Annotated in this window: 1 protein-coding gene; it reads right to left on the reverse strand. The window is 53.4% G+C overall.

Annotation, left to right across the window (positions count from 1 at the left end; all coding sequences use genetic code 11):
• A partial coding sequence (locus tag QEH59_RS18700; RefSeq protein WP_308986907.1) for a tyrosine-type recombinase/integrase occupies nt 1–461 on the reverse strand: 461 nt, incomplete at its 3' end.
• Between the last annotated feature and the right edge of the window lie 13 nt (nt 462–474).

Consider the following 474-nt stretch of genomic DNA (forward strand, 5'->3'; position numbering starts at 1 on the left):
CGCGGCAATATGTGATGTCGCCGCTTAGCTGCATCGCGTTCTCCGCGAGGATCACGCGAGAGGCTTTGCATCGGAAAGAGCCAAAACCACTCCCATCGCTTACACGCCTGCGACATCTTTCGATCCAAGGCCCCAGACATAAATACCCCTGGAACATTTGCCTGACGATCCGCCTCAAAGGTCTTACGCACAACTTTCAGATGAGCGACCAAAGGCTCCTGCAAAGAGCGTGCCAGCGGCACACAGCGATCTTTATCCCCCTTAGACGCTCGGATGTAGAGCTTGCCGCGCTCCAGGTCCACATCCTTGACTCGCAGGCGACACAGCTCCGAGATGCGCAAACCACAGCCATATTGCAGTCGTGCCATCAACCCCCACCTCCCCTTAACATTATCCAGTAAACGCTTAATTTCCCCTCTGGAATACACCACCGGATAGTATTTGCGTGGATTTGCTTTCACATAATCGCTAAAA

It is taken from the genome of Thalassobacterium sedimentorum, from assembly GCF_031127905.1.
Lineage (GTDB): Bacteria > Verrucomicrobiota > Verrucomicrobiia > Opitutales > Coraliomargaritaceae > Thalassobacterium > Thalassobacterium sedimentorum.